Raw genomic sequence first — 21,694 nt, 5'->3', positions numbered from 1 at the left:
AGGACTCCTTGCCAGTTCGGTCGGTGGCCTGAAGTTCGCATACAATCGAAAGAATTTGGGGGCGGGTTGGCAAAGGGGCAGGCGCTCTGCGGCAACCACGGCTCCCGTGGATCCCGAGGAATGGAAATGTCTGAGAATCAACAACGCGTTCTGGTGACTGGCGGAGCCGGCTTCCTTGGGTCCCATCTGTGCGATCGTCTCATTGAGGCCGGACACGATGTCCTGTGTGTGGATAATTTCTACACCGGTAGCAAGGCCAATGTTGATGGGCTTCTGGCCCATCCGCGCTTCGAGCTTATGCGCCACGACGTCACCTTCCCGCTCTACGTGGAAGTGGACCGCATCTTCAATCTGGCATGCCCGGCCTCGCCGGTGCATTATCAGCATGATCCCGTGCAAACCACCAAGACGAGCGTGCACGGCGCGATCAATATGCTCGGCCTGGCCAAGCGCGTTGGCGCCCGCATCCTGCAGGCCAGCACCAGCGAAGTCTATGGCGACCCGGAGATCCACCCGCAGGTGGAAGGTTACTGGGGCCGCGTAAACCCGATCGGTATCCGCAGCTGCTACGACGAGGGCAAGCGCTGCGCCGAGACCTTGTTCTTCGACTATTGGCGCCAGCATAACCTCGAAGTCAAGGTCATGCGTATCTTCAATACGTACGGTCCCCGCATGCACCCCAACGATGGGCGCGTTGTCAGTAACTTCATCGTACAGGCGCTCAAGGGCGAGCCAATCACCATTTATGGCGATGGCACGCAGACCCGCAGCTTCTGCTACGTCGACGACCTCATCGAAGGCATGCTGAGGCTCATGGAGTCCCCAGCGGATTTCACCGGTCCGGTGAACATCGGCAACCCGGGCGAATTCACCATGCTCGAGCTGGCCGAGACAGTGGTCCGTCTCGTCGGTGGCACCTCGACCATCGTCTATCGGCCGCTGCCGTCGGACGACCCGAAGCAGCGCCAGCCGGACATCAGCCTAGCGAAGGCGACGTTCGACTGGGAGCCCAAGGTCGGTCTCGAAGATGGCCTGAAGGAAACCATCGCGTATTTCAGACACCGTCTGCAGGCATGAGCTCGGCGCAGAAGGTCGTCGTGATGCCGGTCTACGAGGACGTCGAAGCGTCTTCACGGTTGTTTCTGGAACTGGCACGAACACAGGGCCCGGACACTTACATTGTCGCCGTCGATGACGGTTCGGTGCGTCAACCGGTGGATGTGGCGGCGATCGTCGCTGCGGGCCTGGATGGCGTAGTCGTCCGGCTGCGCCGCAACGTCGGACACCAGCGCGCCATTGCGATCGGCCTCAGCTATGTCGCCGATAACTTCGGCGACGACGTCACCGTGGTCGTGATGGATTCCGACGGCGAGGATACGCCGGAGAGCATCACTGAGCTCGTGGCCGGCCTCTCTTCGCCGGATGTCGACGTGGTCGTGGGTGCACGCAAGAGCCGCGTCGAGTCCGTCAAATTCAAAACGTTCTACGTGGTCTACAAGACGCTCTTCTCGCTTCTCAGCGGGCGCAACATCAGCTTTGGCAATTTCATGGCGGCGAAGATGCCCGCGGTGCGCCGTCTGGCATCGATGCAAGAGTTGTGGATCCATGTTGCTGCATGCGTCCTGGGTTCCAAGCTGCGCGTGCAAAGCTGCGCCCTTGATCGTGGCCCTCGCTACGCCGGAAAGAGCAAGATGAACTTCGTCGGCCTGGCGTTGCATGGGTTTCGTGCGCTCATGGTGTTCGCGGAGGACGTCCTCGTGCGCGTGGGAATCGCCTGCACGCTGGTCGCGGGCATGTCGGTGGTGGGTGGTATCACCGCCCTGCTGTTGAAGACCCTGGGATTCGCCACGCCCGGCTGGTTCTCGCTGGCCTTTGGCATCCTGTTGCTCGTGTTCCTCCAGACGGCTGCGCTCACCCTGATCATCCTCATGCTGTCCGGCATGATGCGCGGTGGCGGAGTGCTCAGCAAGGGAAGTTATCGCGAGTTCGTCGATGAGGTGCTTCATGCCCGCGAGCGCTAAGACGGCGCTGGGTGGGCAAGTCGTCCGTTACATCATCAATGGACTCGTTGCGACGGCGGTCCACTTCTGCGTCCTGCGCTTTTGCATGGAGGTTTTGCACGTGCCATTGGCGGGCGAAGCCAATGCCATCGCGGCGTGCTTCGGCATTACGGTCTCGTTTCTTGGTAGTCGATATTTCGTCTTCAAGGGGCAGGAAGGCAGCGTCGTAAAGCAGGGGTCGCTTTTCCTTGGCGTGTACGCCGTCATTGCCTTATTACATGCAACGGTCATGTACGTTTGGGCTGACCGCCTTGGTTTCGACTATCGCATTGGGTTCCTTCTGGCAACCTGCATGCAAATGGCCTTCAGCTTCGTAGCGAACAAACTTTTGGTATTCAAATGAACAAATACTTGCGCGCGCTGCTTGCGTCGATTGTCTTCGTCGTCGCCCTGTTGGTGATCTATTACATCCATATGCGGAATTTCCGCGTCAACGTGGTGTTTTACGCCACGATCCTCGACGCTGTGATTGCGGCGGTGCTGGTTATCGGCGCGTTTGCCACATGCGGCTGGTTTCGAGAATTCACCGGCCTGGAAGTCGCGCAGCTCGTCCTCATCTGGCTGCTTGGTGGCTATGCATTCGCCATTTCGGTACCGACGGTGATCGATCGTTCGCTCTCGTTCTACATCCTCGAGAAGCTCGAGCAGCGTGGCGGCGGCATCCGCGAGGATGCGTTCCGGCAGGTGTTTACCGAAGAATATGTTCGTGAACACCACTTGGTTGAGGTGCGCCTTACGGAGCAGCTTCAGTCGGGCACCATCGTGATCCAGGACGGCTGCGTGAAGCTGACGCCGTGGGGCGTGCGCCTCGCGACGTTCAGCCGTTTCTACCGAAAGAACCTGTTGCCGACCCATCGCCTGCTGATGGGTCAATACACCGATGCGCTGACCGACCCATTCCGCAACAGCGTGATGGCGACGGACTATCGCTGCCACTGACGGCGAAGGAATCGCGATGCACCCTATCTCTCATCCTCATTCTGCTCATGGCCATATGGAGAGCGGCTGGGCTTGGCGTTGGGCCACGCCGCTGGTGGTGCTTCTCGTCGGCTTCTGGTTTGTGCCGCTCGCGCAGACCTGCCACCTGGCCTGCGTGCCCGGCGACCTTGGCGATGCGCGTTTCAATAGCGTCGTGCTTGAGCATTTCTATCGCTGGGTAACTGGTAGCGATCGCAGTCTCATGAGCCCGTCGTTCTTTTACCCAATGCCGGGCACCCTGACGTTCTCCGACAATCATTTGGGTACCGCTTGGCTCTATTCGGTGATTCGCTCGCTGGGATGGGATCGTTACGCCGCCTTCGACCTCTGGTATCTGTCGGGATACCTGGCCAACTTCATCGTCTGCCACGTTGTGCTTCGCAAGTTGCGGTTCTCGCCTTTGGCGAGCGCACTGGGTGCGTTCGCCTTCACCTTCCCGTTGCCCGTCATAGCGACCCATGGGCATGCGCAGCTGACGTTTCGTTGCCTGATCCCTGCGGGCCTGCTGTTGTGGCAGCGTTTTCGCGAGACGGGTGAGTGGCGGTGGCTCGGCTGGCTGGCGTTCGCCACAGTCGCGCAGTTTTACATCGCCATCTATCTTGGCTACTTCATGTTGTTGCTTATCGGCGTGTGGGCCGTGGCTCAGTGGATGGTCGAGGGTTACGGGCCACAGTATTGGTTTGGGCAGTGGCGCCAGTGGAAGGAGCCAGTGACGCGGCGACAACTGATTCGGGCCGTGACGATGATCGTCATGGCGGCACTTGCCCTGATCTGGCTGATGCATCCGTACCTTCACTATTCAAAGGTCTACGCATTCCAGCGAGCTCCCGAAGAGATCGTGACGATGCTTCCGCGGCCGCAGAGCTACCTATTGGCCGATGCGTCGACAATTTGGGGCGATTTGAGCCGCCGTTTCGTGACCTCGGTACCGATGCGGCCCGAGCAGCAGATGTTTTTCGGCATTGGCATCCTGGGACTGGTAGTCGTTGCACTGATCCACTCGACGCTTCGCATGCGGTGGGTGGCACTCGTTTCCGTCCTGCTGCTTGCGGTGCTTACGTTGAGTGTGGGTGGCCATTCGCTATACATGGTTATCGCGAGGCTTCCCGGCATCACATCGGTTCGGGCGGTCTCACGAATCGTGGTGGTGATGACGCTGCCGGTCGCATTGTTGGTGGCGATCGGCGTAGATGCCATGAGCTCCGTGAGGACTAACTGGAAAATCCTTGGTGCGGCGCTCGTGGTCATCATGATCGGCGAATCCGGCGCCACCACTACGATCAAACTGGATATCGAACAAGCCCGAGGGCGCATTTCGCATCTTGCCAGCGAGCTTCCTTCGCCCATGCCCGCTCGTGCCATCGTTTTCAATCCTCTGAGGACGGACGTCGCGTCCTACGATTCTGAGCTTGACGGCGTGATTCTGGCACAGGACAAGGGATTGCCGACGCTGAACGGCTACTCGGGAAACATCCCGCCTGGCTACGATCCACGCGGAGACAAAGGTCCCTGTCGGCAGGCGTCGGATCGGCTCGATTCAGCGAAGGCGTTCTTCGCTCAGCGACTCAAGAAGCCCTTTCCCAATGGCGCGGCGGAGCCGATAGTCATTGTCGGCCAGACGTCCTGTTCGGAAGGCGTTCTGAGCGAAGTTCCCGTGAACGAGATCTCCGGGATATCTCTGCGGATCGAGTCGCTGCAGCGAGTGGGTGACTCATACCGCGTCACCGTGGCGATCGCAAATGGTTCGCTTCACGCGTTGGCCGCTTGGTCCGCGCCTAATCCGTTGCGTCTTTCTTGGCAGAAGGTTGGTGACCAAACCCCGATTGATCCTGACGGGTGGATCCCGCGCGTGGACATCGGCGGCGACTCGGACATCATGCCGGCAGAGACTCGCAGAGTGACCTTCATCGTGCCGGCGACTGCGGGTGAGCATGGGCATTTGGTCGTAAGCGCGGTTCTTGAAGGGCGCTTGTGGTTGCACGACCGTGGCGTGGCTCCTGCCTCGGCGGAGCTGAATGAGCTAGTACCCTGACGCGGGGCAAGAAACGCCTGAAAGGAAGCGATATGAAGACTCTGATCAAGAGGTGGGAGTGGGCGCTCATTAGCGCCGGCTTCATCGTGATGATTTTTACCCTGTATCCAACCGTCGACGGCGACGGAGCAGTGCGATTCCAGACCGTCCAGACATTCCTGGGCGGCGATGGGGGGTTCTCGAAGTTTTCCTTCGTGCAGCCGGTTCTGTCCATGCCCCTTGCATGGCTTGGGAGCCAGGTCGAGGCGGACCTTGCCGGATTCGTCGCGTGGTTCAACCTCGTCGTATTCGCGGTATTCGCCATCTTCATCTACCGCGAACTGGCCGCCCGGTACACACCGGGTGTCGGCCGCGCCTGGTGGCTGCTGATGTTGTCTGCTTCGATGTTTCCCCACCACCTGCAGAACTATTATGGCGAGGTGTTGACGTCTCTGTGCGTGTTCCAGGCCGCGTTGCTAGTGGAGCGGCGGCCCATGATATCCGCGGTGTTGTTCGCCCTGGGATGCGTGAATACGCCTGCGCTGCTCCCTTCGCTTGTCGGGTTCACGGTCGTCTTGTTTCTCGTATACAAGAGGATGGTACCCCTTGTCGCGGTCGGCATTGCGGTCGCCCTTGTCTTGCTCGAGATGTGGTTCAAACATGCCGGGCTCGGACAGGGATATTTTTCTGCCGACGAACACGGCGCCGTTACAGTCCTGCCGTATTCCGGCAAACCGGGTTTCAGCTATCCGTTGTTACTGGGCCTGATGTCTATCACTCTCTCGTTCGGTAAGGGACTGGTGTTCTACATGCCGGCCCTACTACTCTGCTTTTCCGCCGACGTTCGGAGGGCCGTCGGTTTGGACCGAAAGGCTACCTTGGTCGCTTTTGTTGCGCTTGCCTTGCCTGTCGTGACCTATGCAAAGTGGTGGGCCTGGTACGGTGGCGCATTCTGGGGACCCCGCTTCTTTCTCTTCCTTTCAGCGCCGGCATCCCTCCTGCTTGCCGTGGACCTGCGAGCGACGCGGGTTGAGCCCATACGCTTTGCTTTGACGTTGCTGGTTCTTTTGCTCTCGGCGTGGGTTTCGCTGGACGGCTACTTGTTTGGACAGAACGAGATGGATGCCTGCTGGGTAAACAACTATGCGCAAGAACATCTTTGCTGGTACGCCCCGGAGTTCAGCGCACTCTGGCGACCATTCGTGACGGGCTCGGCGTGGAAGATAACGAACAACATCCGTTGGCCGTATGTGTTGTGGCAACTCGTGGTGATTTCCTACCTGGCTCTTCGCCTGGCGGCACCGGTTGTCCGGATAGCGCGGTGCAGGTTGCTTGGAATCCGGAGATCGGCTCCCGAAACTCATGCAGAACACGCATAACCTCAGGATGTGACGTGGCTGTGGATAACTGATGCTTATCCACCGTTGCCGTTGTATCTTCCGTCAGTTGACCTCCGAGTGGCGGGAACGAACGAGGCCTGGCGACGGTCCAGATAGCCGTCGTGCCTAAGAAAGAGCCGCCTCACACTATCAGTTGGAATGAGCATGACTATGAAAATTGCCGTCGTTGGAACTGGCTACGTAGGCTTGTCAAACGGTGTCCTGCTTTCCAGGGCCAACGAAGTGGTCGCACTGGACATTGTAGAGAGCAAGGTCAGCATGCTGAACCAGATGCGCTCGCCGATCGTTGACGCAGAGCTCGAGGCTGCACTTTCGAGCGGAAAGTTGAATTTCCGCGCGACACTCGATCCGAAAGATGCCTATGAGGGCGCGTCGTTCGTCGTCATCGCCACGCCGACTGACTACGACCCGGACACCAATTACTTCAACACGGGCTCGATCGAAGCCGTGGTTCGGCAGGTGCTCGATATCAATCCCCGGGCGACCATGGTCATAAAGTCGACCATTCCGGTGGGTTACACAAAGAAGCTTCGCGAGCAGTTCGGCGTGGATAACATCATCTTCTCGCCCGAGTTCCTCAGGGAAGGCAAGGCGCTGCACGATAATCTCTACCCATCGCGCATCATCGTCGGCGACCATTCGCCGGCGGCGAAGATTTTCGCTGGCCTGCTTGAGAAGTGTGCCGAAAAAGACAACGTGCCCGTGTTGTTTACGGACTCAACCGAGGCCGAGGCTATCAAGCTGTTCGCCAATACCTACCTTGCGATGCGCGTATCCTACTTCAATGAGCTGGATACCTATGCGGTAACGCACGGGCTCGATAGCCGGCACATCATCGAAGGTATTTCGCTGGACCCGCGTATCGGTGGTGGCTACAACAACCCTTCCTTTGGCTACGGCGGCTATTGCCTGCCCAAGGACACCAAGCAGCTGCTTGCTAACTACCAGAGCGTTCCGCAGACGCTGATCAAGGCCATTGTCGAGTCGAATACGACGCGCAAGGACTTCATCGCCGACGATATTCTGCGCCGCAAGCCGAAGGTCGTTGGGATCTATCGCCTGATCATGAAGAGCGGTTCGGACAACTTCCGTTCGTCCAGCATCCAGGGGATCATGAAGCGCATCAAGGCGAAGGGTGTTGAGGTCATCGTCTACGAACCAGTGCTCGAGTCGGAGAAGTTTTTCCATTCGGAGGTCGTGAACGACCTGGCCCGGTTCAAGCGGGAGGCGGATGTCATCATCAGCAACCGTATGTCAGATTCGCTTGCTGACGTGGCTGACAAGGTCTACACGAGAGACTTGTTCGGCGACAACTGATTCGCAATGCGGCGGTAAAAAAGGCCGGGAGCATGCTCCCGGCCTTTCTTCGCCCCGCGCGGCGCTAGTGAGACGGAGCGCGGGGAGATGGCATGCGTTGATCTAACCCACCAAGGCATCGCGACGTCGAAGCTTTCATTGCAGGGTGGCCCTCTTCAACATGAGCCCAAGCTTGCGACCATCGGAGCTTAGACCAGCTTCCTTCGGTGAGAGTGCATTGGGAAGCGAAAGTGATACGGTGAGCGCATGATGATCGTTGCGAGCTGCCTCGGGGAGAGGTACTGTCAACGTCGCGGCATCGGTGAGCGAATATTTTCCTGCGGAAACGCCGTTGATGGAAATCTCGACAGCTTGCACGTGACCGTTCGGGCTGAACGGTTGAACGTCGAGCTTGAGCTGCGTCCAGTCAGGGTTGCCTTCCGCCTTGCGACACGTGATCGTTGAGCGATTCCCTTCCGTCCAGCGCCCGCCCTCCTCGGCATTGCTGAAGCCCGTCATCATGCTCGTTGAAAGGAATCCCTTGAAGGAGAAGATGAATGTCTCCCGGCACGCATCGGAAAACCTGGCGCGGATGCACTGTCCGTTGCTCACGACAAAGCCGCCGTCGAGCCGGGTTCGCACGCAGCCCTCATCCGACCAAAAGCTAGGATCGTTCGTCGAACTGAATATGGCGCCTACGGTTTCGGGCGCCGGAAACTCGCGATCGTACAGTGGTGCGAAGACATTCCCATCGCGTGGTGCGCCGAAGATGGCTTGTGATACGAGGTAGTTGGCGACATTACTCATGTCGCCAAGGACGAGGCCGCGGGCGTAGGCCGGGTGCTCGCCGTTAACGGCTCCAGTTTCCTTAGCCACCGTGGCGGCATTTTCCAGGGCCAGGAACGACGGCGCGTCCACGTCGGGACGACTGTCGGAGAACGAAAAGATCCATAAGGCGGCGAGAACCATCGCTGGCTGCGACCAGGCGAAAGGCGCGCGCGTTGAATCTTGCGCAAAGCGTTTCGAGCAGAATACGGTCACGAGCAGCGCGATCTCCATCAGGAGAATCGTCGAGAGCCCAAAAGCGTATTTTCGCACCGCGTATTCCGAACCCAGATGCATGGCTGCGGCGACCGCCTGCAGCATGCATAGGAACGCGATTGCGGCTCCCGCAGACCCAATGTGGCGGGCCACGGCTGCCACTCGCGGCAGATGGAAACGATGCCAGGGCAGCGAAATCCAAATGAGGGCCAGCGATGCGAGGCCGGTAGTCGCGGCGAGTAGCATCAGTCGTGGAAGCGTCGTGACCGCAGAAAGCGGCAGGAAGCCGTTGTTCTCACTGATCGAGCGCGACGCAGCGAATGCCGGGTGCAAGTACATCGCCGCCACCCCGACGCCGACAGCGCCAACCAGCACGGCAGACCGTAGCAGCCAGGTCCGCTTATCCGACAATGCGTGCGCGGAAAGCAGGACTAATCCATATCCCAGCCCTTCGATTGCTGGCACGAGGTGGATGCCTGCCATGAGCACGGCCAGTGCGATCACCACAAACGGCAAGACGATGCCGGATCCCTTGTTGGTCTCTGCACGTGCGCAGAACGCGACGATGGCCAGAAAGCAGGCTTGCCCAGCTAGTTGCGAGAAGAAATAGTTGACCACGATTTCGTGCCCAACGAGATCCAGACTGATGGTTTCCCGGTTCAACGCAATAAGGACGACGAAGGTGCAGACGAACATCCACGATGCACGGCCAGGCAGGAGTTGCGACATGGAAGCGAGTGCTATCCAGCAGACAACGAGCGATGCCGTGGCGACGAGCTGCATCCCTAGGAATGGCGAATGTGCGGCGGTGCCCAGGACGGCGGCCAATATGTGCGCATATCTCGGATAGATGCTCATTTCGCCAAGGATCGATGCAGCGCCCTCGGAGACGCCCCAATGCTCCATCAACCAGCGGATGAGGCCGTAATGATGTGCTAGATCCGGACTGGCGCTGTACCCATACGGGAATGCCCAAGCGAAAATGCATGCACCGAGCGCGAGCGTGGCCGATACCGTGAGCGAACGCCCGCCGCGCACCAAGTGAGGGCCGATGTTGCCTCCTCCGTTACCCATGATCAGGCATCCTGCTTCGACAAATCCGAAAGGCGCTCCGCCATGCGAGTGCCCTCGCGGATGGCATAGTTGGTTCCGCGGTCTTCGGGATAGATCTGGGCCATTGTCGAGATCAGGGCATTTCTATAAGGCGTCTCTTCCGCCGGGACGTATTCCGAGTAGCCGCGCTCAGTGACCGGCTGCGCGTAGTCGGCCCGCCAGATACGGAATTCTTTCACCCAGTCCCGACGGAACTTGGGGAACATCCGCTCAAGGTGAGGTAGCGCGTACTGGAGGTACTCGTCATCGCTCATCGACCAGGTCTCGTCCGAGGTTGCGAGATAGCGGGAGAGGAACACGATATGACGTCCCGCGTAGTGCGAGCTGTCGTCGAGATTCGTGTGCTCGATGACGCCAACGAACGGGAAGCCAGGGTCATTGACGTTGATCCAGTAGGTATCCGACAGGCTATGCGTCAGTTCCATGACAAGGCAGACGTTGCCGAGATAGTTGACACGCTCAAGCGAATTGAGCCAGGCCTTTGGCGCATCCTTCAGAATCTTCGCGATGATCTTGAAGGACGGTGTGAACAGGAAACTCTTGGCCGTGACTTCATCGCCGCTCGTCTGCAACGCGTGGATTCTGTCGCCGTCCGTGATCGTGCCGGTAACCGATGCGTTGTAGCGGATTTCGCCACCAAGAGACACGATCCGCTCCGCAATTGCCTCTGCGAGCCGGCCGAAACCGCCACGGAAATAGGCAAGCTGTTCGCCGCCCTTCGGATCGCGGGTGCTGCCACGAAGCACGAGCTTCTTCCAGAACCATACCGCGTTGATGTCTTCGGCAAATACCGAGAATTTCGAACGAATGAGCGGCTCCCAGACAAGTTCGAACACTTTCTTTCCACAGAGGGGTTCGAGCCACTCGCGAATGGTCAGATGTTCGATCTCCTTCCAATCCTTCACCTTCCGGACCTGAAAAACCAACCAGCCAAGGCGGATGCGGTCGATGAAAGGCAGGGGGCTGAAGCGAAGCACGTCGAGGGGCGTGGAAAGCTTCCAGAGGCGGCCGTTGTAATACATGCCCGTCCGAGAGGGCAGCGTCAGGATGAGATCGCTCAGGCCGAGCTCTTCTACGAGCTTCGGGACGTATGCATCGTTGTTGAACCAGTGATGGTAAAACTTTTCGATGCGCACGCCATCGTCGAAATCGAAGGTTCCGGCGAGGCCGCCTGGGCACGAATCCGACTCGAGCACGACGACTTTCTTGCCTGCCTGGGCGAGGCGCAACGCGGCAACGAGGCCGGCGAAGCCTGCACCCACGATGGCGGCGTCATAAACAGGGGCGGGGTGGTTCATTTTCTATCTCCGGGTGCCTCGAGTGAGGCCTGGTTGCGCGCCGCATTGAACAGGTTGCGATTGAAAATCATGACGGTCGCGCCTGCGATCGTCGTAGGAAGCCACACGCCTAGATGGCACAGGACGGCTAGCGTCATGGCCTGCGTCGACGATCCACCCATCAAATGCGCTGCGGTGAACGCGGCGAGGTGGTAAGGGCCAACATAGCCGGGCGAGGAAGGTACCAGCGTCGCTATCGTAGCCATCGACATCAGCAGCAGGCCTCCGGGCAGGGAGAACGCCATGCCGATGCCTTGCATGAGCGCCAGATAGAGGCCGAGTTCACCCGCCCAGGCCACAAACGATATGGCGAGCGCAGCAAAGACCGTGCGCATGCGCGAGATCGACTGCAGTGCCTCGACGAGGTCGGCGATCGCCCGCACGACGACGACCACTTTCGTCGGTGCCTTCGGCTCGATTCGCGTAGCGAACCACCGAACCAGGCGCACGATGAGACCCGTAAAAAGGATCAAGCCAAGCAAGGCGACACTACCGATCACTGAGAGGACGATGACGATATCCACGACCGAAGCGGGAAGTGCACCCTTCGGGAAGAAGGATGCTGCAACCGCGAGGCACATGAGCAACGTAAGCAGGTCAACCAGCCGCTCAAGAACGAGAGTGGCGGTCGCACCGGTTTTGGTTACGCCCAGAGCAGCCGGAAAAACCAGCGCCCGAACAACGTCTCCCAAGCGGAACGGTAGGACATTGTTCAGCGCGATCGAAGCGAGGAAAGGACTGGCGCATGCCGCCGTCGTAACCTTCGGCCCGCATGCCTTGAGTAGCAGCTTCCAGCGGAAAATACGTGCCGTGTAACCAGCCGCGAGGGAAAGCACGCCAACGATCAGATACGGCCAGCGGAACGTTGCGAGTGCGCGCCCGACTTCCTCGAACCTAATGTTACGGAATACAAAGTAGAGGCACACGGCGGACAGGGCACAGCCAATGATTAGGCGAACGATGCCGTTCTTGCCTTTCGTCGGCGTGGTGAGGGACACTGGCTCATCGAGCATCGTCATGCCTTCCAGGGAGCGCTGCCGGCATCCCATAGCGCCTGCAGTTCACGCTTGTCGCGCAGCGTGTCACACGGCTGCCAGAAGCCGTGGTGCTGGAATGCCATGAGCTGTCCGTCCTTGGCAAGGTTTGCAAGTGGGGCACGCTCGAAGGATGTGTCGTCGCCCTCGATATAGTCCAGCGCCGACGGCTCGAGGACAAAGAAGCCGCCGTTGATCCAACCGATCTCGTCTTGGGGCTTCTCTTCAAAGCTCGCCACGTTCGCGTCTTTGCCCAGGTTAAGGACACCGAAGCGGCCGGGCGGCTGTACTGCAGCAACGGTGGCCAGTTTGCCGTGCTCTCGATGGAAAGATACTTCCCGGGAAATGTCGATGTCGGACAGACCGTCGCCATAGGTCAGGCAGAATGTTTCCTCGCCGAGGTATTTTCGAACACGCTTTACCCGGCCGCCGGTCATCGTGTCCTGGCCCGTGTCGATCAAAGTGATCGTCCAGTCCTCGGCTTGCGTATCCAGGACCGATGCCTCACCCGTGCGGAGATTGATTTCCAGATCGGCTGTGTGGCGGTAGTAATTGAAGAAGTACTCCTTGATCACGTAGCCCTTGTAGCCCAGGCAGATCACGAAGTCCTTGATCCCGTGCTTCGAATAGCTCTTCATGATGTGCCAGAGCAACGGACGACCGCCGACCTCGACCATCGGCTTCGGTTTGTAATCGGACTCTTCCGCGATACGCGTGCCGAGACCGCCTGCAAGGATGACTGCCTTCATGTTTGGGCCACTCAAAGTTTGATTTCGTCGGAATCCAGATTCAGCGAATCCTGGACGATGGCGATGGGCTCTTTGCGAAGAATTCGGTATATGCGTAGCAAGTATTCTCCCAGGATGCCAAGCAGCAACGACTGGAAGCCGATTCCGAAAAGGATGAGGATATGCAGGCTTGCCAGGCCTCGCGGAAAGTCCGGGAAAAGCAACTTCAGCACCAGGTAATACACAGTGCCGAGCGCGGACAGCGATAGGATTACGATGCCGGCCACAGTCGCAAGGCGGAGCGGTACCAGTGAGTGATTGAATACACCGGTGAGGCCCAGACGCATCAACTGCGCCACGCCGAACTTGCTCGAGCCAGCGACGCGTGCGGATCGGTCATAGGTTACGCCGATTTGCCGAAAACCCATGCCAGCGATGAGGCCGCGAAGATATGGCTCGGCCGAACGTTGCTTTTCAAGCGCCTGGATGACTTTTCGGTCGACCAGCCGGAAATCGCCGGCATTGCGTGGGATGGGATGTTCGCTGATTCGGTCGATGATCCAGTAACCGAGCTTTCGGAACGAATGGATGAACTTGCCTTCCGGGCGCGACCTGCGCACGCCGTACACGACGTGATAGCCCTGCTTCCAGAGCGCAAGGAACTCCTTCAATAGCTCGGGCGGATCCTGCAGGTCGGCGTCGATCTGAAGGACTGCATCGCCGCGGGTATGCAGGTAGTTCGCCATGATGGAGCGCTGGAAGCCGAAATTCTTCGAAAACCGGATGGCTCTGACGCGCTCATCTTCTGCCGCCAGGGCTTCGAGCATGCTCCATGTCGCATCAGTCGAGCTGTTGTCGCTAAAGACGAACTCCAGGTGGCATTCGTCAGCCACCGAGGCAGAGAGTGTGTCGAGCCGGCTATACAGCGCTGCGATGTTCCCTTCCTCGTTGTAAACCGGAATAGCTATCGATATCAGCGGTAGTGAGGTCATGGCATTCCAGCGCGTTTGACTTGATGAGAATCAGGGAGCGTTTCAGCGATGCCCTCGATAACGGACAATCGCGGCCGCCATCCCGTGTGCGACTCGAGCGCGGATGGATCACCAACGACCCGGGGCTGGTCATCCGGGCGCATGGGTATCATGCCGAAGCGAAGGAGCGAGGGATCCGCGTTCATGGCATTCGCTACACCCAGCGCAAAGGTGCGTACGCTCGTGCCCTCTCCGGTACACACGTTGTAATGGCCGGTTGGAAGAGTGCCGTCCATCACCCCGAAAAGGGCTGCCATGAGGGCCGAGCAAGCGTCGTCGACGTGGATGAAGTCGCGCACCTGATGGCCCTGGGAAAGGGGGACGTCTTTGCCTTGGAGAAGCGACTTGCAGAGAGCCGGAAGCAGGCGATGCGGAGCTTCACCGGGACCGTAAACGTTGAACAGGCGTAGATTTGCGCAGGGCAACCCCAACGCCGCGCCGGTCGCGAGCGCCATGAGCGCGCCTGCGGCCTTCGTCGCTCCGTACACTTTCGTTGCCTCGAGCGGAGCATCTTCCCGGATGCGGTCGCCGTCGAAACGGGCATATTCCGAATTACTCCCGGACATGACGAAGCCCCTAGCTCCCAAAGCGTGTGCCAACTCCACGAGTTCACCCGGCAACAGCCCGTTGATCGTGCGCAGATTGCCAATATCTCGATCACCCGGATTCACGCCCGCTGCGGCTAGGTGGACGACTGCGTCGATAGGTGTTTTTCCGACTGCCTCCCGCACCTGTTCCGCAGCAAGCTGCGAGACGACACGGTGGTCGGTGGGAGTCTCATAGCCGTTGCGTAGCGCGCCACGCCCGATTGAAACCGCGTCAATATTCGCGGTCGCGAGATGCGCAAGGAACCTGCTTCCGATAAATCCGGATCCGCCGGTCAGTAGGATGCGAGTCATGCAGGGTGGTGTTTACGTTCAAGCAGCGTGTCGCGCCAGGCCGAAATTTGAGCCGCTGTAATCACCGCCGCTCCGTGCTCGCCCACGTAGAAGTCGCGATACCAGGCAGCGGTGCGCTCGATGGTCTCCTCGACGTCCCAAGCGGGGCTCCAGCCAAGCACGTCACGCGCAAGGGTGCTATCGAGCGCCAGAAGCTGGGCCTCCTTCACGGGGTTATCCAGATACTCGAGATTCGGTCGGGTCCAGGTTTTCGAGAGGCTCTCCAGGACGGCGCGCACAGTCAATGCGCGCCCGTCGGCGGGCCCCAGATTCCAACTGCGAGCCGCAGCTTTGGGAGAATCCATGAGCTTCGCCGCAAGCATGAGGTAGCCCTGGACAAGGGCAAGCACGTGTTGCCAGGGGCGCGTTGCGTCGGGATAGCGCAGGGTAAGCGCCGATCCGCTCGCGACGGCTCTCACGAAGTCAGGAACGAGTCGGTCTTCCGACCAGTCTCCCCCGCCGATGATATTGCCGCCCCGCGCAGTGGCGACCGGGAGAGCATGGCCGTCGGCCGTCTGGAAAGCGTACTGATAACTCTGAATCACCATTTCAGTGGCGGATTTGGATGCGCTGTACGGATCCTTCCCGCCGAGAGAATCGTTCTCGCGATAGGGCCACGGCCATTCCTTGTTCTCGTAGACCTTGTCCGTCGTCACGCAGACGATGGCTTCGAGACCGGGAACACTACGGGCGGCTTCGAGTACGTTAAGCGTGCCCATGACGTTTGTATTGAACGTCTCAAAGGGTTCGCGATAGCTACGGCGGACTAGCGGCTGCGCAGCCAGGTGAAGGATCACCTGTGGGGCGAACGCAAGGACGGCTGTGTTCAGGGCCTCGCGATTACAGATATCGCCAATGATTGACTGCATGCTGCCCTGGAGGGCCAGTTCTTCCCACAGGCTCGGAGACGTTTCGGGGGCGAGTGAGAAACCGCAGATGTCAACGCCGATCTGTGCCAGCCATGAGCACGCCCAGCTCCCAGTGAAACCCGTGTGGCCGGTCACGAACACCCGCTTGCCACGGAGAGCAGCTTCAAAGGCAAGAAATTCGGTAGCTCGCATCGTTACACGTATCCTTGTCAAGCCGTGAATTCGGAATGTCTGTCTCGTTCCGAAAGCGTCAATGGCGTTGTAAATCCTGGACAAGCGAGACGCTTGAGCGTCCTGCTTGTCCCGCTTCCCTCGGCGTCTTCGGTCGTCACTGGCCGATGGCGGCTTCCAGTTCAGGCAGGATCTTGAACAGGTCCCCGACCAGACCAATGTCGGCAATCTCGAAGATCGGCGCTTCGCCGTCCTTGTTGATCGCGACGATCGTGCCGGCGTCCTTGATGCCGGTCAGGTGCTGGATCGCACCCGAAATACCGACGGCGATGTATAGCTCCGGCGCGATGATCTTGCCGGTCTGGCCGACCTGCATTTCGTTCGGCACGTAGCCGGCGTCCACGGCGGCGCGCGAGGCACCCACGGCTGCACCGATCTTGTCGGCAAACTTGTAGATGATTTCGAAGTTCTCCTTCGAGCCGACGCCACGGCCGCCGGAGACGACCTTGGGTGCGCCTTGCAAGTCGGGGCGGTCGCTCTTGCCCTGCTGCAGGTTCACGAATCGGGTGTGCGAGGGCAGGGCAGCATCGACGCTGAGCGCCTCCACCGGTGCAGAGCCGTTCGAGGCGGCCGCTGGCCAGGAGGCCGTGCGGATAGTGGCGACGACTGTCGAGGCCGCGTCGACTTCCACGGTGACGATGGCGTTGCCGGCGTAGATCGGGCGCTTGAAGCTGTGCGATCCCTCCACAGTCATCACGTCGCTGACCTGGGAGACGCCGAGCAGCGCGGCAACGCGCGGGGCGAGGTCCTTGCCGAAAGTGGTCGACGGCGCGAAGACGTGGGTGTAACCGGCGGCGGCCCTGGCAATCTGCGGTGCGAGCACGGCCGCGAGCGCATGAGCGTTCTCGGCGCGGGCGACGGTCAGTACCTTACGGACGCCGTCGATCTGCGCGGCTTCGGCGGCGATGGAGTCTGGCGCATCGGATAGCACGATCACGTCGATGGCTTCGGGCTTGGCGGCCGAGGCAGCACTGACGGCTCGCGCGGTGGCGCCGTTGAGCTTGCCGTCGAGGTGTTCGGCGATTACGAGGATCTTGGACATGTCGATTCTCCGGTCGGCTGCTTTACAGCAGGCCCTTCTGCTTGAGAGCCGCGACGAGCTCGGCGGCGTCCTTGACCATCACGCCCTTGCTGCGCTTGGGCGGCGCGGCATAGTGGGTGGTCTTGATGTGGTCGGCGGCGTCGACGCCCAGCGAGGCCAGCTCGATGACGTCGATCGGCTTGGCCTTGGCCTTCATGATGTCCGGGAGCTTGATGAAGCGCGGCTCGTTCAGGCGCAGGTCGGTGGTGATCACGGCCGGCAGGTCGGCTTCGATGGTTTCGAGGCCGGCATCGACTTCACGAGTCACGGTGGCCTTGCCGCCTGCAATTTCGACCTTGCTGGCAAACGTCGCCTGCGGACGGTCCCACAGACCGGCCAGCATCTGGCCGGTCTGGTTGGCGTCGTCGTCGATGGCCTGCTTGCCCAGGATCACCAGGCCCGGCTGCTCTTTCTCGATCAGTTTCAGGAAGGTGCGTGCGGCGGTCAACGGCGAAACGGCATCGGCTGTCTGCACGTGGATGGCGCGGTTGGCGCCCATAGCCAGGCCGTTACGCAGATGGGCGGTCAGGTCGGCCGGACCGATGCCGACCACGATGACTTCCTCGGCGACACCCTTCTCGCGCAGGCGCAGGGCTTCCTCGAGGGCGATATCGTCGAATGGATTGGCGGAGAGCTTCACGCCGTCGGTGACGACGCCCGTGCCGTCCGGCTTTACCTGGATGCGGACGTTGTAGTCCACGACGCGCTTGTACCCGACCAGAATCTTCATCTGTGTTTCCTTGGATTGGCGCCGCCCCGGCGTTGGGGTTCGGAGCCTTAACGAGTTGACCGGGGATTATAGCGTGGGAGCGTGAAGCCGGCCGTAGCTTTCCACGAGTCTCCCGGAGCCCCCGTCAGGGCCGCCAGTAAGGACGTACGGATGTCTTCCGGGTGTTGATTCCGGTCAACGGGCGGTCTGGCCAGCCCCGATCCGGAGCGGATCAGGGCCTTTGCCGCGAGATGTCAACGGCAGTGGAATATTTCCGATGAGACTTCCCCGCCCGGTGCCTGCTCCGTCGATTTACAACTTCTGGGGAGCGAAGGCGGACGAGACTCGGTCAGTCACGATCGCGCTCGATGTGTTGAAGCCTCACATCGACTCGCTCCAGCAGCTTTCGGTTCGTCGCGATCAGATCGCCTATCAGGCCCATCATCAGAAGTAGTAAGCCAACGATGATACATAGCGCGCTGAAGACGACGGATTGGACGTGGCCTTCGCCCGAGCCGTCGATGTAGGAATAGAGGAATCGGATGCCTGCGATCAGGCCGATGGCCATGAAGATGCCACTGAGCGATGCGAAGAACGCCAGTGGGCGGTAGATAACGAACACGCGCAGGATCGTCAGCAATGAGCGCTTTACATAGCTGGGAATGCTCTTTACCAACCGCGATGGACGCAGGTCCTCATTGGTGTGGACAGGAACCGAGATCACCCGCATGTTGCTCTGTCCCGCCTGGATGATGGTCTCCAGCGTGTACGTATAGGCGTTGAAGACATTAAGGCGCATGGCGGCCTCGCGGGAGATGGCGCGAAATCCGCTAGGGGCATCGGCGACATCGGTGCGGCTCGCCATGCGGACGGCCCAACTGCCCAGATGCTGCAATTTCTTCTTGATCCACGAGAAGTGTTCGGTCTCGTCGATCGGCCGGGCGCCAATCACGATCTCCGCTTCGCCTGCGACGATGGCGGAGGTCAACGTCGGGATGTCGCTGCCGCAATACTGGTTGTCGGCGTCGGTATTCACGATGACATCCGCGCCAAGCGTGAGGCACGCGTCGATCCCCGTCATGAAGGCTTCCGCCAGGCCCCGATTTACTGGGTGTTGGACCACGTGGTCCACGCCATTCAAGCGAGCAACGTCAGCTGTGTTGTCCGTGGAGCCGTCGTCGATAACCAGCCACTCCACGACATCGAAGCCCGGGACGTGTCGAGGTAGCTCGGACAGGGCGATGCCGAGTGTTTCCGACTCGTTGAGACATGGGATTTGGATGATGAGCTTCATGCGTCTCCCTCGCTCCGATCCGGAGCCGATGGTCATCTCCAACGCACAAGCGTCCACTTACGTTTACACGATTCACAATATTGAACGAGTCTACGATAATCGGCGATGCGATTTTGTGTTCAACTCGCGTTTTGAAGCCGAGACTCGTCTGTTTCATTGAATGGCGCTGCCGTTCTTTACCATCCGGCGAGATGCCGAAGAGGCAGGAGCGGCCTTTCCTTGGGATACGATGAAGCCATGATTTCTGCCTGCCTATCGATAAAAAACATCGACGCGTCGCGCAGCCGGCCTCCGCTGGTTAATGCTCTTGCGGAACTTTGGCGTTGAACGTGCCGCAACGTGTGCTGTTCATAACGCGGAAGTGGCCTCCGGCCATTGGCGGCATGGAAACCTATGCAGTCAAGCTAAGTTCGGAGCTGGCTACCCGGACCAGGCTCGAAGTAAGAGCGTTGCCCGGCAAGACGAGTGGTGCGCCGCCGGGTCTGCTTAGGCTTTTGTGCTTCATGGCAGGTTCGATCGTGGTTCTTTTGCGAAAGCGAATGGATGTGATCCACCTCGGTGATCTCGTGATGTGGCCCCTGGCGTTGGTGGCAAGACTGAAGGGCTCGTCGCAACGCATCGTCATGACGGCGTACGGACTCGATCTGGTCTTTGGTCGCCGCCGCGGGATATTGCCGTGGCTATATGGGCGTTACCTTGCGCTGGGCGTACGCTTGGTCGGTCGATCGGTACGCATCATCGCCATCTCTGGCCCCACGGCATGTCTGTGCAAGGAAGCGGGATTCACGGACGTGACGGTGGTGACCCTGGGTGTGGACGTTGCGCCTCGTGCGTTCTCCGACCCCCGACATGGCGAGCCATTCATCTTGTTTGTCGGGAGACTGGTCAAGCGCAAAGGGGCGGCATGGTTCGCCAACGAGGTTATGCCACTACTTCCCGGAAACCTGCGTCTCGTGGTCGTAGGCAAGTGCTGGGACCGGAATGAGTTGGATGTCCTTCGAGATTCTCCCAGAATCGAGTATCGCGAGTTCGTCTCCAGCGAGGAATTGTTGGCGCTTCGCAGCAGTGCCCTGGTAGTAATCATGCCCAACATTCCTTCGGGAGGTGTGGACGTGGAAGGTTTCGGCTTGACTGCGCTGGAGGCAGCTGCCGATGGCGGCGTGTTGCTTGCCAGCGGTATCGAAGGCATTGTCGACGCAGTGATCGACCATACGACGGGATTCCTGCTTCCCGCCGGTGACGCCGTCCGTTGGGCTGAAAAGATCGAGGAGATCCGTACCTGGTCTCAGGAACGTCGCACAGCGTTCATCCGTGGTGCGCGTGAGGTGATCGTGTCTCTATATTCGTGGCGTGTCGTTGCCGAACGCACGCTTGAAGCGTATCGGTCCGGATCATGACGGCCAGTACGATGGGGGCACACCTTGGCAGGCTGAAGCGTGCGATCGGGTGGGTTGTCGCTTTGACCGCAACGGGTTTCTTCGTGCAGCGTGTCCTGACAAACGTCGACCGCATACCACGTGTCGTCTGGAGTGCAACGAATGTCTGGGTGGCCATCGCGTCGGTCCTTCTTGCGCTGGGTGCGATAGGTCTGGCGGGCGGAGTGTGGCAGGTGTTGTTGAGGGATCAGGGAATACGTCGTCCGCTTGCGCGTGTGCAGAGCCTGTACATGGTCGCGCAGTTCGGCAAATACCTTCCAGGCAACGTCGGACAGTTCGTCGGCAGAGTGTTACTCGCCAAGACGGAAGGCATCGCCGTCCCGGTGACCATGATGACGATGGCGACGGAAGTACTCTGGGGCATCGGTACGGCCCTCGGCATCTCGTCGCTTTCCATGCTCCTCTTCGTAGGGCACCGCGTGGCGACATTGCCTCCATGGCTCGACGCCGCCGGTCTTGGGGTCTGCTTCGTCGTGCTTCTGACGGCACCGTGGATCGGCATCCTGCTGCTGAAGCGGATGTTTCCCCGACTGATGCTGCGTGCGCTTGGGGACGCCGAGATGACGCCTCCGGGTTGGCGCGCAGCACTGCAGGTGACGTTGCTCTCTGTTCTCTCCTACCTATGCATGGGACTAGTCCTGCAACTCCAGTCGCACTATTGGTTCGGGGCCGCCGAAGCGCCGTTGTTGGAGGTGGGAGGGTTCTTCGCGCTTGCCTGGCTCGCGGGTTACGTTCTTCCCGGTGCCCCAGCGGGGATAGGAGTAAGGGAATCCGTGATGCTGCTGCTTTTCTCTCCGTTGTTCGGAGAGGCTACGGCTCTTGCGCTCGGCGTGACATTGCGACTTGCCACCACCCTGGCCGACGCCCTGGCATTTCTCATCGGATCGGGATGGCGGCTTCTTCTGGCTCGCAGGCAATAATAAAGACATGGAAACCAACGAAATGCCCAGGTTCGACCGCAAAGCCGCATTCATGATGCTTATCCTGACCACCGGAGCGCTATGGACACTGCTCGTCAACGGCGCCGTGCCTTTCTTTGGTATGCCGACGATGGGTCAGGCGGCTTCCGTGATGGGTTACGCGCAGGCGTTTGCCGACCAGCATTGG

Annotated in this window: 19 protein-coding genes; 9 read left to right on the top strand and 10 right to left on the bottom strand. The window is 59.8% G+C overall.

Annotated features, from left to right (window positions below; genetic code table 11):
• The first annotated feature begins 126 nt into the window (after window positions 1-126).
• From EC912_RS04740 to EC912_RS04710, 7 genes are all read left to right on the top strand, one after another.
• Window positions 127-1,077 carry a UDP-glucuronic acid decarboxylase family protein gene (locus EC912_RS04740; protein ID WP_132142004.1) on the top strand — a complete coding sequence of 317 codons (951 nt, stop codon included), beginning with the start codon at window positions 127-129 and terminating at the stop codon, window positions 1,075-1,077.
• Window positions 1,074-2,021, top strand: coding sequence for a glycosyltransferase (locus EC912_RS04735; RefSeq protein ID WP_132142003.1), 948 nt, complete (start codon window positions 1,074-1,076; stop codon window positions 2,019-2,021). Before EC912_RS04740 ends, EC912_RS04735 begins: the two co-directional genes overlap by 4 nt.
• The gene (locus EC912_RS04730) at window positions 2,005-2,403 is read left to right on the top strand and encodes a GtrA family protein (RefSeq protein WP_132142002.1); all 399 of its coding nucleotides are present in this window, start codon (window positions 2,005-2,007) and stop codon (window positions 2,401-2,403) included. The genes EC912_RS04735 and EC912_RS04730 overlap by 17 nt, the downstream gene beginning before the upstream one ends.
• Window positions 2,400-2,999, top strand: coding sequence for a hypothetical protein (locus tag EC912_RS04725; protein ID WP_132142001.1), 600 nt, complete (start codon window positions 2,400-2,402; stop codon window positions 2,997-2,999). Before EC912_RS04730 ends, EC912_RS04725 begins: the two co-directional genes overlap by 4 nt.
• Window positions 3,000-3,015: 16 nt before the next feature.
• Window positions 3,016-5,070 (top strand): hypothetical protein, encoded by a 2,055-nt coding sequence (locus EC912_RS04720; protein ID WP_132142000.1) that lies wholly within the window; start codon window positions 3,016-3,018, stop codon window positions 5,068-5,070.
• Between the two features lie 32 nt (window positions 5,071-5,102).
• Entirely contained in the window at window positions 5,103-6,428 is a 1,326-nt protein-coding gene (locus EC912_RS04715; protein ID WP_132141999.1) for a hypothetical protein, read from the top strand.
• A gap of 171 nt (window positions 6,429-6,599) precedes the next feature.
• Complete coding sequence (locus EC912_RS04710; protein ID WP_132142785.1) at window positions 6,600-7,766, top strand: nucleotide sugar dehydrogenase; 1,167 nt, start codon at window positions 6,600-6,602, stop codon at window positions 7,764-7,766.
• A gap of 135 nt (window positions 7,767-7,901) precedes the next feature.
• Here the strand turns inward: EC912_RS04710 and EC912_RS04705 are convergent, their stop codons facing one another.
• From EC912_RS04705 to EC912_RS04660, 10 genes are all read right to left on the bottom strand, one after another.
• On the bottom strand, window positions 7,902-9,860 hold the full coding sequence (locus tag EC912_RS04705) for a DUF7024 domain-containing protein (protein ID WP_132141998.1): 1,959 nt from the start codon (window positions 9,858-9,860) through the stop codon (window positions 7,902-7,904).
• Between the two features lie 2 nt (window positions 9,861-9,862).
• A complete protein-coding gene (locus EC912_RS04700) occupies window positions 9,863-11,197 on the bottom strand; it encodes an NAD(P)/FAD-dependent oxidoreductase (protein ID WP_132141997.1) in 1,335 nt (444 codons plus the stop codon).
• A complete protein-coding gene (locus EC912_RS04695) occupies window positions 11,194-12,255 on the bottom strand; it encodes a lysylphosphatidylglycerol synthase transmembrane domain-containing protein (protein ID WP_165973509.1) in 1,062 nt (353 codons plus the stop codon). Before EC912_RS04695 ends, EC912_RS04700 begins: the two co-directional genes overlap by 4 nt.
• The gene (rfbF, locus tag EC912_RS04690; protein ID WP_132141995.1) at window positions 12,252-13,019 is read right to left on the bottom strand and encodes a glucose-1-phosphate cytidylyltransferase; all 768 of its coding nucleotides are present in this window, start codon (window positions 13,017-13,019) and stop codon (window positions 12,252-12,254) included. The genes EC912_RS04695 and rfbF overlap by 4 nt, the downstream gene beginning before the upstream one ends.
• An 11-nt stretch (window positions 13,020-13,030) precedes the next feature.
• Window positions 13,031-13,990: a glycosyltransferase family 2 protein gene (locus EC912_RS04685; RefSeq protein ID WP_132141994.1), complete on the bottom strand. Its 960-nt coding sequence runs from the start codon at window positions 13,988-13,990 to the stop codon at window positions 13,031-13,033.
• On the bottom strand, window positions 13,987-14,928 hold the full coding sequence (locus tag EC912_RS04680; protein WP_132141993.1) for an NAD-dependent epimerase/dehydratase family protein: 942 nt from the start codon (window positions 14,926-14,928) through the stop codon (window positions 13,987-13,989). Before EC912_RS04680 ends, EC912_RS04685 begins: the two co-directional genes overlap by 4 nt.
• Window positions 14,925-16,028: a CDP-glucose 4,6-dehydratase gene (rfbG, locus tag EC912_RS04675; protein WP_132141992.1), complete on the bottom strand. Its 1,104-nt coding sequence runs from the start codon at window positions 16,026-16,028 to the stop codon at window positions 14,925-14,927. The genes EC912_RS04680 and rfbG overlap by 4 nt, the downstream gene beginning before the upstream one ends.
• 136 nt (window positions 16,029-16,164) lie before the next feature.
• Entirely contained in the window at window positions 16,165-17,109 is a 945-nt protein-coding gene (locus EC912_RS04670; protein ID WP_132141991.1) for an electron transfer flavoprotein subunit alpha/FixB family protein, read from the bottom strand.
• A gap of 22 nt (window positions 17,110-17,131) precedes the next feature.
• Window positions 17,132-17,878: an electron transfer flavoprotein subunit beta/FixA family protein gene (locus EC912_RS04665; protein ID WP_132141990.1), complete on the bottom strand. Its 747-nt coding sequence runs from the start codon at window positions 17,876-17,878 to the stop codon at window positions 17,132-17,134.
• A 328-nt stretch (window positions 17,879-18,206) separates the two neighbouring features.
• Window positions 18,207-19,151, bottom strand: coding sequence for a glycosyltransferase family 2 protein (locus EC912_RS04660; RefSeq protein ID WP_132141989.1), 945 nt, complete (start codon window positions 19,149-19,151; stop codon window positions 18,207-18,209).
• A 383-nt stretch (window positions 19,152-19,534) separates the two neighbouring features.
• Here EC912_RS04660 and EC912_RS04655 point away from each other — a divergent pair, with 383 nt between their 5' ends.
• Both EC912_RS04655 and EC912_RS04650 read left to right on the top strand, forming a co-directional pair.
• A complete protein-coding gene (locus tag EC912_RS04655) occupies window positions 19,535-20,548 on the top strand; it encodes a glycosyltransferase family 4 protein (protein ID WP_243649197.1) in 1,014 nt (337 codons plus the stop codon).
• Window positions 20,545-21,507 (top strand): lysylphosphatidylglycerol synthase transmembrane domain-containing protein, encoded by a 963-nt coding sequence (locus tag EC912_RS04650; protein WP_132141987.1) that lies wholly within the window; start codon window positions 20,545-20,547, stop codon window positions 21,505-21,507. Before EC912_RS04655 ends, EC912_RS04650 begins: the two co-directional genes overlap by 4 nt.
• The last annotated feature ends 187 nt before the right edge of the window (window positions 21,508-21,694 follow it).

Origin of the sequence: Luteibacter rhizovicinus, assembly GCF_004342265.1 — a bacterium.
Lineage (GTDB): Bacteria > Pseudomonadota > Gammaproteobacteria > Xanthomonadales > Rhodanobacteraceae > Luteibacter > Luteibacter rhizovicinus_B.
This window is presented reverse-complemented; position numbering and strand designations above follow the sequence as displayed.

Bases quoted from the DNA above. Each gene is read 5' to 3' on its own strand.
- rfbG (WP_132141992.1), bottom strand. From the start codon at position 16,028: ATGCGAGCTACCGAATTTCTTGCCTTTGAAGCTGCTCTCCGTGGCAAG.
- EC912_RS04670 (WP_132141991.1), bottom strand. From the start codon at position 17,109: ATGTCCAAGATCCTCGTAATCGCCGAACACCTCGACGGCAAGCTCAAC.
- EC912_RS04660 (WP_132141989.1), bottom strand. From the start codon at position 19,151: ATGAAGCTCATCATCCAAATCCCATGTCTCAACGAGTCGGAAACACTC.
- EC912_RS04730 (WP_132142002.1), top strand. From the start codon at position 2,005: ATGCCCGCGAGCGCTAAGACGGCGCTGGGTGGGCAAGTCGTCCGTTAC.
- EC912_RS04710 (WP_132142785.1), top strand. From the start codon at position 6,600: ATGAAAATTGCCGTCGTTGGAACTGGCTACGTAGGCTTGTCAAACGGT.
- EC912_RS04720 (WP_132142000.1), top strand. From the start codon at position 3,016: ATGCACCCTATCTCTCATCCTCATTCTGCTCATGGCCATATGGAGAGC.
- EC912_RS04700 (WP_132141997.1), bottom strand. From the start codon at position 11,197: ATGAACCACCCCGCCCCTGTTTATGACGCCGCCATCGTGGGTGCAGGC.
- EC912_RS04650 (WP_132141987.1), top strand. From the start codon at position 20,545: ATGACGGCCAGTACGATGGGGGCACACCTTGGCAGGCTGAAGCGTGCG.
- rfbF (WP_132141995.1), bottom strand. From the start codon at position 13,019: ATGAAGGCAGTCATCCTTGCAGGCGGTCTCGGCACGCGTATCGCGGAA.
- EC912_RS04705 (WP_132141998.1), bottom strand. From the start codon at position 9,860: ATGGGTAACGGAGGAGGCAACATCGGCCCTCACTTGGTGCGCGGCGGG.
- EC912_RS04715 (WP_132141999.1), top strand. From the start codon at position 5,103: ATGAAGACTCTGATCAAGAGGTGGGAGTGGGCGCTCATTAGCGCCGGC.
- EC912_RS04680 (WP_132141993.1), bottom strand. From the start codon at position 14,928: ATGACTCGCATCCTACTGACCGGCGGATCCGGATTTATCGGAAGCAGG.
- EC912_RS04695 (WP_165973509.1), bottom strand. From the start codon at position 12,255: ATGACGATGCTCGATGAGCCAGTGTCCCTCACCACGCCGACGAAAGGC.
- EC912_RS04685 (WP_132141994.1), bottom strand. From the start codon at position 13,990: ATGACCTCACTACCGCTGATATCGATAGCTATTCCGGTTTACAACGAG.
- EC912_RS04725 (WP_132142001.1), top strand. From the start codon at position 2,400: ATGAACAAATACTTGCGCGCGCTGCTTGCGTCGATTGTCTTCGTCGTC.
- EC912_RS04655 (WP_243649197.1), top strand. From the start codon at position 19,535: ATGGAAACCTATGCAGTCAAGCTAAGTTCGGAGCTGGCTACCCGGACC.
- EC912_RS04740 (WP_132142004.1), top strand. From the start codon at position 127: ATGTCTGAGAATCAACAACGCGTTCTGGTGACTGGCGGAGCCGGCTTC.
- EC912_RS04665 (WP_132141990.1), bottom strand. From the start codon at position 17,878: ATGAAGATTCTGGTCGGGTACAAGCGCGTCGTGGACTACAACGTCCGC.
- EC912_RS04735 (WP_132142003.1), top strand. From the start codon at position 1,074: ATGAGCTCGGCGCAGAAGGTCGTCGTGATGCCGGTCTACGAGGACGTC.